This is a genomic window from Vibrio sp. 10N.247.310.17, assembly GCF_041466605.1.
Classification (GTDB): Bacteria; Pseudomonadota; Gammaproteobacteria; order Enterobacterales; family Vibrionaceae; genus Vibrio; species Vibrio tasmaniensis_A.
On the sequence record NZ_JBFSTC010000137.1, the window covers coordinates 1 to 8,465 of the forward strand.

6 protein-coding genes and 1 pseudogene are annotated in these 8,465 nt (G+C 41.9%); all 7 read right to left on the reverse strand.

What is annotated here, in order from left to right:
- Positions 1 to 90 precede the first annotated feature (90 nt).
- Entirely contained in the window at positions 91 to 1,167 is a 1,077-nt protein-coding gene (gene fbaA / locus AB6D80_RS23270) for a class II fructose-bisphosphate aldolase (protein WP_009847671.1), read from the reverse strand.
- A gap of 155 nt (positions 1,168 to 1,322) precedes the next feature.
- Positions 1,323 to 2,486: a phosphoglycerate kinase gene (locus AB6D80_RS23275; protein WP_009847672.1), complete on the reverse strand. Its 1,164-nt coding sequence runs from the start codon at positions 2,484 to 2,486 to the stop codon at positions 1,323 to 1,325.
- A 166-nt stretch (positions 2,487 to 2,652) separates the two neighbouring features.
- Complete coding sequence (gene epd, locus AB6D80_RS23280; RefSeq protein ID WP_029222970.1) at positions 2,653 to 3,702, reverse strand: erythrose-4-phosphate dehydrogenase; 1,050 nt, start codon at positions 3,700 to 3,702, stop codon at positions 2,653 to 2,655.
- A gap of 206 nt (positions 3,703 to 3,908) precedes the next feature.
- Entirely contained in the window at positions 3,909 to 5,432 is a 1,524-nt protein-coding gene (locus tag AB6D80_RS23285; protein ID WP_372189743.1) for a PTS transporter subunit EIIC, read from the reverse strand.
- A 178-nt stretch (positions 5,433 to 5,610) separates the two neighbouring features.
- Complete coding sequence (locus AB6D80_RS23290) at positions 5,611 to 6,855, reverse strand: ABC transporter substrate-binding protein (RefSeq protein WP_012604805.1); 1,245 nt, start codon at positions 6,853 to 6,855, stop codon at positions 5,611 to 5,613.
- On the reverse strand, positions 6,852 to 8,285 hold the full coding sequence (locus AB6D80_RS23295) for an ATP-binding protein (protein WP_371702876.1): 1,434 nt from the start codon (positions 8,283 to 8,285) through the stop codon (positions 6,852 to 6,854). The genes AB6D80_RS23290 and AB6D80_RS23295 overlap by 4 nt, the downstream gene beginning before the upstream one ends.
- Positions 8,282 to 8,416, reverse strand: a pseudogene (locus AB6D80_RS23300) (winged helix-turn-helix domain-containing protein); the annotation flags it as partial. The pseudogene AB6D80_RS23300 and the gene AB6D80_RS23295, both read right to left, overlap by 4 nt.
- Between the last annotated feature and the right edge of the window lie 49 nt (positions 8,417 to 8,465).

Sequence of the window (8,465 nt, forward strand, 5' to 3'; positions counted from 1 at the left end):
ATCGTTCAACTGATCAGGAAAATGCTTAAATGATCAGTGTTAGCTCAATGAGCGGGTTTTTAAAACTTAAAGAGTACTTAATTCAAAGAATTATAGTACGTCTACAGCGTTAAGGTCAGCGAATGCTTTCTCAAGACGAGTAACCATTGAAGACTGAGCAGCACGTAGCCATACGCGTGGATCGTAGTACTTCTTGTTTGGCGCAGCTTCGCCAGTTGGGTTACCGATTTGACCTTGTAGGAAATCGAAGTTATCAGCAGAGTACTGACGGATACCATCCCAAGTTGCCCACTGTGTATCAGTATCGATGTTCATTTTGATAACACCGTAGCCGATAGACTCTTGGATTTCTGCTTCAGAAGAACCAGAACCACCGTGGAATACGAAGTTTAGAGCGTTAGGTGCAATACCGAACTTCTCTGCACAGTATGCTTGAGAGTCACGTAGGATAGTTGGAGTAAGTACAACGTTACCAGCTTGGTAAACACCGTGTACGTTACCGAAAGATGCAGCGATAGTGAAACGTGGGCTAACAGCCATTAGCTTCTCGTATGCGTATGCTACGTCTTCTGGAGAAGTGTAAAGCTCAGATGCGTCCATATCAGAGTTATCAACGCCGTCTTCTTCACCACCAGTACAACCAAGTTCGATCTCGATTGTCATGTCCATTTTAGCCATGCGAGCTAGGTAAGTAGCACATGTTTCGATGTTCTCTTCTAGAGACTCTTCAGAAAGGTCTAGCATGTGAGAAGAGAATAGAGGCTTACCAGTTTGTGCGAAGAACTCTTCACCAGCGTCTAGTAGACCGTCGATCCATGGTAGAAGTTTCTTAGCAGCGTGGTCAGTATGCAGGATAACTGGAACACCGTAAGACTCAGCGACAGCGTGTACGTATTTTGCACCAGCTACAGCACCAAGAACTTGTGCGCCTTGACCTTCAAGTTTAACGCCTTTACCTGCGAAGAATGCAGCGCCGCCGTTAGAGAACTGAACAACAACTGGAGACTTAACTTTAGCAGCCGCTTCTAGTACTGCGTTAATAGAGTCAGTACCAACAACGTTTACTGCAGGAAGAGCAAATTTGTTTTCTTTTGCTACTTCAAATACTTTCTGTACGTCATCGCCAGAAATTACACCAGGTTTTACAAAATCGAAGATCTTAGACATGGAAATAGTCCTATTTATTCTATTCGTTTTAAGATAAAAAACTTAAGTTTAAAAATTTGCAATCGTTTGCTCACAACTTCCGCTATTCTAGCAAATAAGTGTGATATGCAGCAAACGTTAAAAGGCGAGATTCGTATCTCGCCTTTCTAAATCAATTACGCTTTAGCACGCTCTTCAAGCATAGCTACTGCAGGAAGTACTTTACCTTCAACAAACTCAAGGAAAGCGCCGCCACCAGTAGAGATGTAAGAAACATCTGCTTTGATACCGAACTTGTCGATAGCCGCTAGCGTGTCACCACCGCCTGCTACTGAGAAACCTTCAGAGTCAGCGATTGCTTTAGAGATACCAGCTGTACCCGCTTCGAAGTTCTTGAATTCGAAGACGCCTACAGGGCCATTCCAAAGAATCGTTTTCGCGTTGCCGATGATTTCAGCTAGAGCAGCAGTTGAATCTGGACCAAGGTCGAAGATCATGTCGTCGTCTTGAACTTCAGAAACGTGCTTGATTTCAGCTTCTGCGTTTTCGTCGAATGCTTTAGCACATGCAACGTCAGTCGCTACAGGGATAGCACACTCTTTCATTAGTTTCTGAGCCGTTTCAACTAGGTCAGCTTCGTATAGAGACTTACCTACGTTGTGGCCTTCAGCAGCGATGAACGTGTTCGCGATACCACCGCCAACAACAAGTTGGTCAGCGATTTTAGAAAGAGATTCTAGAACGGTAAGTTTAGTAGAAACTTTAGAACCACCAACGATAGCCACTAGCGGGCGAGCTGGGTTGTCCATTGCTTTGCCAAGCGCTTCAAGCTCAGCAGCTAGAAGAGGACCAGCACATGCTACAGGAGCGTAAGTACCCACACCGTGTGTAGACGCTTGAGCACGGTGAGCTGTACCGAATGCATCCATTACGAAGATGTCACATAGTGCTGCGTATTGCTTAGAAAGAGCTTCTTCGTTCTTCTTCTCGCCTTTGTTAAAGCGAACGTTTTCAAGAACAGTTAGTTCACCAGCGTTTAGCTCAAGACCATTTACGTAATCTTTCGCTAGTTTAACGTCACAGTCTAGTGCGTCGTTTAGGTAGTTAACTACAGGAGCTAGAGAGAACTCTTCGTTGTACTCGCCTTCAGTAGGACGACCAAGGTGAGAAGTAACCATAACTTTTGCGCCAGCTTCTAGGCAAAGTTTGATAGTTGGTAGAGATGCTAGGATACGTGCATCTGAAGTTACTTTACCGTCTTTTACTGGTACGTTTAGGTCAGCACGGATGAATACGCGTTTACCTGCAAGTTCCAGGTCAGTCATCTTGATCACAGACATGATTTGTCCTCTCAAATTTAAATAAAAATAAAGTTTTGGAAACTCAGCAACCCTGCTAAGCCTATAAATTATTCAACTGGTAATGCTTTAACTGCTAATAATATGTGGACACTTAGTATTTATTTCAAGCTAAAAAATAAATAATCCACACATTTGCTTCTAGGTCTTACTTCTTGCCTTCTGAAGCTTGCATTGCAAGAACCGTATCCAGCATTCGGTTCGCAAAGCCCCATTCATTGTCACACCACACCAGCATTTTCACTAAGGTGCCATTGCTCACTCGAGTTTGTGAACCATCAACGATTGCGCTATGGGGATCGTGATTAAAGTCGATGGAAACGAGCGGCGCTTCAGTATAGTCAACTATATTGTGTAATGTACACTGGGAAGCATTAACAATGGTTTGATTTACGTCATTAACTTTCACATTTGTATTAATTGTGACACTTAAATCCATCGCAGTGACGTTTACCGTCGGCACACGCACAGATATCGCTTCGAACTTGTTAGAAAATTTCGGGAAGATTCTTTCAATACCTTTATGCAATTTAGTGTCGACAGGAATGATAGATTGGCTTGCTGCTCGAGTACGACGCAAGTCGCTATGGTATGCATCAATAACTTGCTGATCATTCATTGAAGAGTGAATGGTCGTAATGGTACCTGACTCAATACCAAAGGCATCATCAAGTACTTTAATGATAGGGACAATACAGTTAGTGGTGCATGAACCATTGGAAACGATTCGGTGGTCAGCTTCGATAGTATCGTGATTTACACCATAGATAATGGTGTTATCAAGGTCGTTAGCACCAGGGTGTGAAAACAGTACCTTTTTAGCTCCAGCAGCGATGTGCGCTAGGCCATCATCTCGGCAACCGTAAACACCGGTACAATCGAGAACAATATCGACTTCAAGATCACGCCAAGGCAACAGTTCAATATCAGCCAGGTGTAAGATACGAATGGTATCAAACTCGCCTTTATCTTCAGCACCAATGCCATGATGAACATAAATGTGCTCTTGATCATTAGAGATTTTCTTGCCGAAGCGGCCGTGACTGGTGTCGTACTGTAATAGGTGAGCCATAGCATCAGGCTGAGCAAGCTCATTGACCGCTACTACTTTAATTTGTTGGCTTTTGCCACTTTCATAGACAGCGCGCAATACATTACGCCCTATTCGTCCAAATCCGTTTATCGCGACTTTTAGCATAGTTCCGTACATCTAACCAAAATTTCGTGCAACAGATGATAACTGAATCCTACTCAAAGCGCATTAGTTGAATACTAAAGCTGTCATAACTTCAAAACTTTAAATATAAATAGACGCCACCAACCATAACGTTGATAGCGTTACTATTTATGTATAAGAGACAACAAGCTTGTTGCCATCAGCTTTATCGGAAGTAGCCCGTACTTTTAACTTGGGTTAGTTGATAGTGCACTTGGTGACTCACCAGTTCTTTCCCTCATAAGATCAGCCACAAATTGAGCTCTTGAGCCCAAAATAATTTGCAGGCCACTTGAACCTACTTTTATGACCCCCATAGCACCTAGGTCTTTGATTCCTTGTTCATTCACAAGAGCCTGATCTTTAATCTGTAAACGCAATCTCGTAATACATGCTCCTATCGAAGTAATGTTAGCGGCACCACCAATCAAGATTGTGATTTCACTAGCTAAATCTTCATTGTCCAAAGTGATCGCCTTACTTTGAGTATCCTCACGTCCTACTGTTTTCAAATTGAACTTTCGAATAGCAAAACGGAAAACCGTGTAATAAATAGCGGCCATGGTTAGACCCCAAAGAATCACATTGATCCAGTTAGTTTTGAACCCATCCATCGCGGGAAGAACACCAAAAGACACGAAATCAATAATGCCGGCTGAGAAGGTTTTACCAATATGAACATCCAACGCATAAGTCACCGCGTAAGACACCCCTGCCATGATTGCAGAAAAAACATAAAGTAAAGGTGCGACAAAGATAAAAGCAAATTCAACGGGTTCTGTTATACCTGTAACAAACGAAGTAAGAGCAGCAGAGCCTAAAATACCTGCTGCAATTTTTTTATTTTTATCATTCGCTTCATGATACATAGCTAAACATGCAGCAGGGAAAGCAAACATGTAGATAGCAAAATTACCCGATAGGAATTTTCCTGCTTCTTGGTATTCACTGGTTGAGAACGTTTTTACTCCGTCTTCAAGCATTTTAAACCAAATGGTATGATCGCCATTTACAATGGTCCCCGCGGCAGTTGTGTACTCACCGAAAGAAAACCAATAAGGGCTATAAAAAATATGATGGAGACCAACTGGAATTAAAGCGCGCTCCATAAATCCGTAGATGAAAGTTGATACGTACATGTTTCCGCCATTCGCCATATGCGATAGCGCGTCAATACCTGATTGAATATATGACCAAATATGGGGTAAAACTAAACCAATTAGGAATGCAGAAAACGCAGTCACAATCGGTACAAAGCGTTTACCGGCAAAGAAACCAAGGAAATCAGGCAGCTTAGTATCATAGAAACGTTGATACATAACGGCTGCGAGGATACCTGCAATGAGTCCGCCAAAGACACCTGTTTGCAATGAAGGAATACCCATCACCATTGCATAACGGCCACCTCCCATCGCCATCTCAGGTGTAATGCCGAGCGCCACCCCCATTGTCGCATTCATCACGACCATGGCGACAATCGCGGCTAAAGCGGCAATCCCTGACTCCTTAGTCAAACCAACCGCGGCTCCTACCGCAAACAGTAAGGCTAAGTTATCAAATATAACGCCACCAGCACGCATCATTAGGGGAATGTCGAGCTTAGCACCGAAGGCAAGTAATAACCCCGCTGCGGGTAATATAGATATGGGCAACATCAATGCTTTACCAATTAAGGAAAGCTTAGATAAGCCGCTTTTAAAACTATCTAGCATAATAAAGTCCTTTAATATCGTTAGAATACCAACGAACTTTATCAAGCTAATTGAATCTCAAGGTTACAAATAGCAAGTAGTTTGTAACTCGTTTTTTACAATAGACCTAGGCTGGAAAATGTCGAAGGTACATAGTAATTTCTAGCTAGACATTTAAAGTCAAAAGAAGAACAAGAAGCTAACGAAACACCTCATTATTAATAGCATGTAGGTGTCCAATAAGTGTTTCCGCTGAAATGGAAGAGTCCATAAAGTAGCGATATAACTCGTTGGATACCGCATTCTGAAGAACAGGGTTAACAGCCATTGAATCGGTCAAGCTTGGCATAGCTGTACCTTCAGAACTCGCATGAATGTAATCTTGATAAGATTGCTGTTGGCATCGTGATAATTCATTCACAGGTATATTTGCTTGAGCAGGTATTGAACCTTTCTTTTTACTGAAGTCTAAAAGAAATTGGGGAGAAGATAACGAGGTCATTACCGATACCATATTATGATCTTCACCCGTTACTTTTGTAAAAAATGCCAAGCTATCAACATTGTAGATAAAACCTTTTTCCGTAGAAGGGAACGCTCGACATTCTATGTAATCTGGAATTTCACCTTCTGCACTAATAAACATCTCTCCCAGAGCCCAATCACCTGTAAATTGAAAGGCAAACTCCCCTTCAAGCAAAGATTTTGTCCCCTGATCCCAACTAATACTCGGTAAATCACTACCTACAATATTAGCCAGAGAGCGAAAGCGCTTAAGCGCCTCAAGTGTTTTATCGCTATTTAATGCGTCAGGGTCTAAATCCACAAATGCCTGTCGATAATAATTTGCTCCACCTACTCCGAATGCAATATTTTCAAAAACTTGCACAATTTGCCAAGAGTCTTCTCCCAAAGCCAAAGGATTAACCCCCTTACTTTTCAGCGTAGTTAATGCTAACAGTAACGAGTCCCACGTCTGAGGTGATGAAAGTTGATGCTGATTTAGTACCTTTTTATTTATCCACATCCAATTTAATCGATGGATATTCAAAGGTATGGCGACAAAATTCCCGTCATATTGGTGAATGGCTTTAATATCAGGATACAGCGACTGATCCCACCTCTGCGATTCTGCGACTTCATTGACATCATTTAAAAAACCTAACGCCGCCCATGACTGAATAGCCGGACCTTCCATAAGAGCAATATCAGGGGAATACCCGGCAATAGCTCTGGCTTGAAGAATCGCTTTGGCAGGTGCACCACCACCGCCACTGATTGGTTCACTTTTTAATGTATAAGGCAGAGATTCAAATTGCTTCTCGATGACCGACCACGCTTTTTCTTCTCCAGCAGCCGTCCACCAATGCAGCATTTCAACAGAGGGGGAAGAAAACGCGGGGTTCGTCGATAACAAAAGACTTAACAGTAACCATTTTTTCATAGGGCATTCACCAAAATAATGTCCACCTCAAGCCCACCTTCTGGTGAATTAGATAACTGAACGTCCCCACCGTGTGCCCTTGCGATACTACGAGCAATTGCTAGTCCCAAACCTGAACCTTCAATGCCTGTATCATTGTCTCTAAAGTAAGGTTCAAAGACTTTTTCTAACATATCTTCTTTGATTCCTTTTCCTGCATCACGCAGCACGATTTGAATAGAATCAGAGTGAGAAAACATACTGATGTCGACCGTATTTCCATATTTAACGCCATTATCAACTAAGTTGAATAAACAACGTTTGATTGCTAGTGGCTTGCCATAAAGCTCAATCCTTGGCAGAGCTATCAGGCTTACGCATACTCCATTTTTGTTATGAACAGCCGCGCATTGTTCAAGGATATCGTTAATATCAATCCACTCTAACTCTTCGTGGATGTCATTCTCTCGCATATATTGCAAAGCCCCGTTCAACATCATATCGACTTCGTTCAATAGCTTTTCAAACCTTAACTTTGTTTGCTCATCATCCATCATTTCAGTTCGTAACTTTAAACAGGCTAATGGTGTTTTAATATCATGGGATATCGCATTAAAAAACATATCTCTATCCCGCAAATACGATTTGATTCGACGGTTCATTTTGTTGAAAGCATGAATAGCCGCTCTGGTTTCTGAGCTGCCTTCTTCTTTGATTTCTTCAATCTGCATTTGCGACCCCATAAGAGTGGCAGAGCGTGCTAAAGAACGAAAAGGACGAATTTCCTTCTGTAAGACAACATAAGAAACCCCCATCAGCATGAAGGTAACAATAAGAAGAAATATGACTTGTCTGCTATCAATAAAACTATCGGTCAAACTATCAAAAGACAGCGGTAGAACAGTGGCTAAATAGAGCCATTCATTCTCTGAAAACTCCACCTGAATCACAGCAATAGGCAAATCCAATTTACCTAATACCAAACTGTAGTCTTTCCACAACGCCGGAAGTTCATAAAGCTTGATACCAGAGTTAAACACCCGTAAATCTTCTCGCTTAGTTAAAGTGACATGTACTTTGCGTGAATCTCTAAGTTGCTGATTCAAAAGTTCAGACGCTTGTACTTCCATCTGAGGAACCAATGAGTAATCAGATAAAGAAGTGATAGGAAGTTTATGGTTATTTATGGATATGAAAAACCTTGTTCCTCCTATATTTCGTAGCTGTTCCAACACCAAGTGACGGTAATTAATGGGTAAGCCAGAGAAGTAATTAATAGTATCTGCTGCAGCTGATGATATAGCTGTCATGGCGTGGCTAGCTGACTCTTTTTTTGATGCTGATGTTGCCGTAAACCATACCGCACCTGCCAGTATTTCAGCCATGAGAATAACCATGAACATAGACAAGGTGATACGAGCAACCATTGATTGGAGTATGTTTTTTTTCAAAATTTAATACGATTAATATGTGAATCGATCACTAACATGTAGCCGCGATGCCTTACCGTCATAATCGTGTTGCGGTCATCGTCTCTTAATTGCTTTCTTAACCGGCTAATTTGTACATCAATACCTTGATCCGCACCAGAAGTTTTGGACACTGAGTTAAGTGAGTACAATCACTAACGA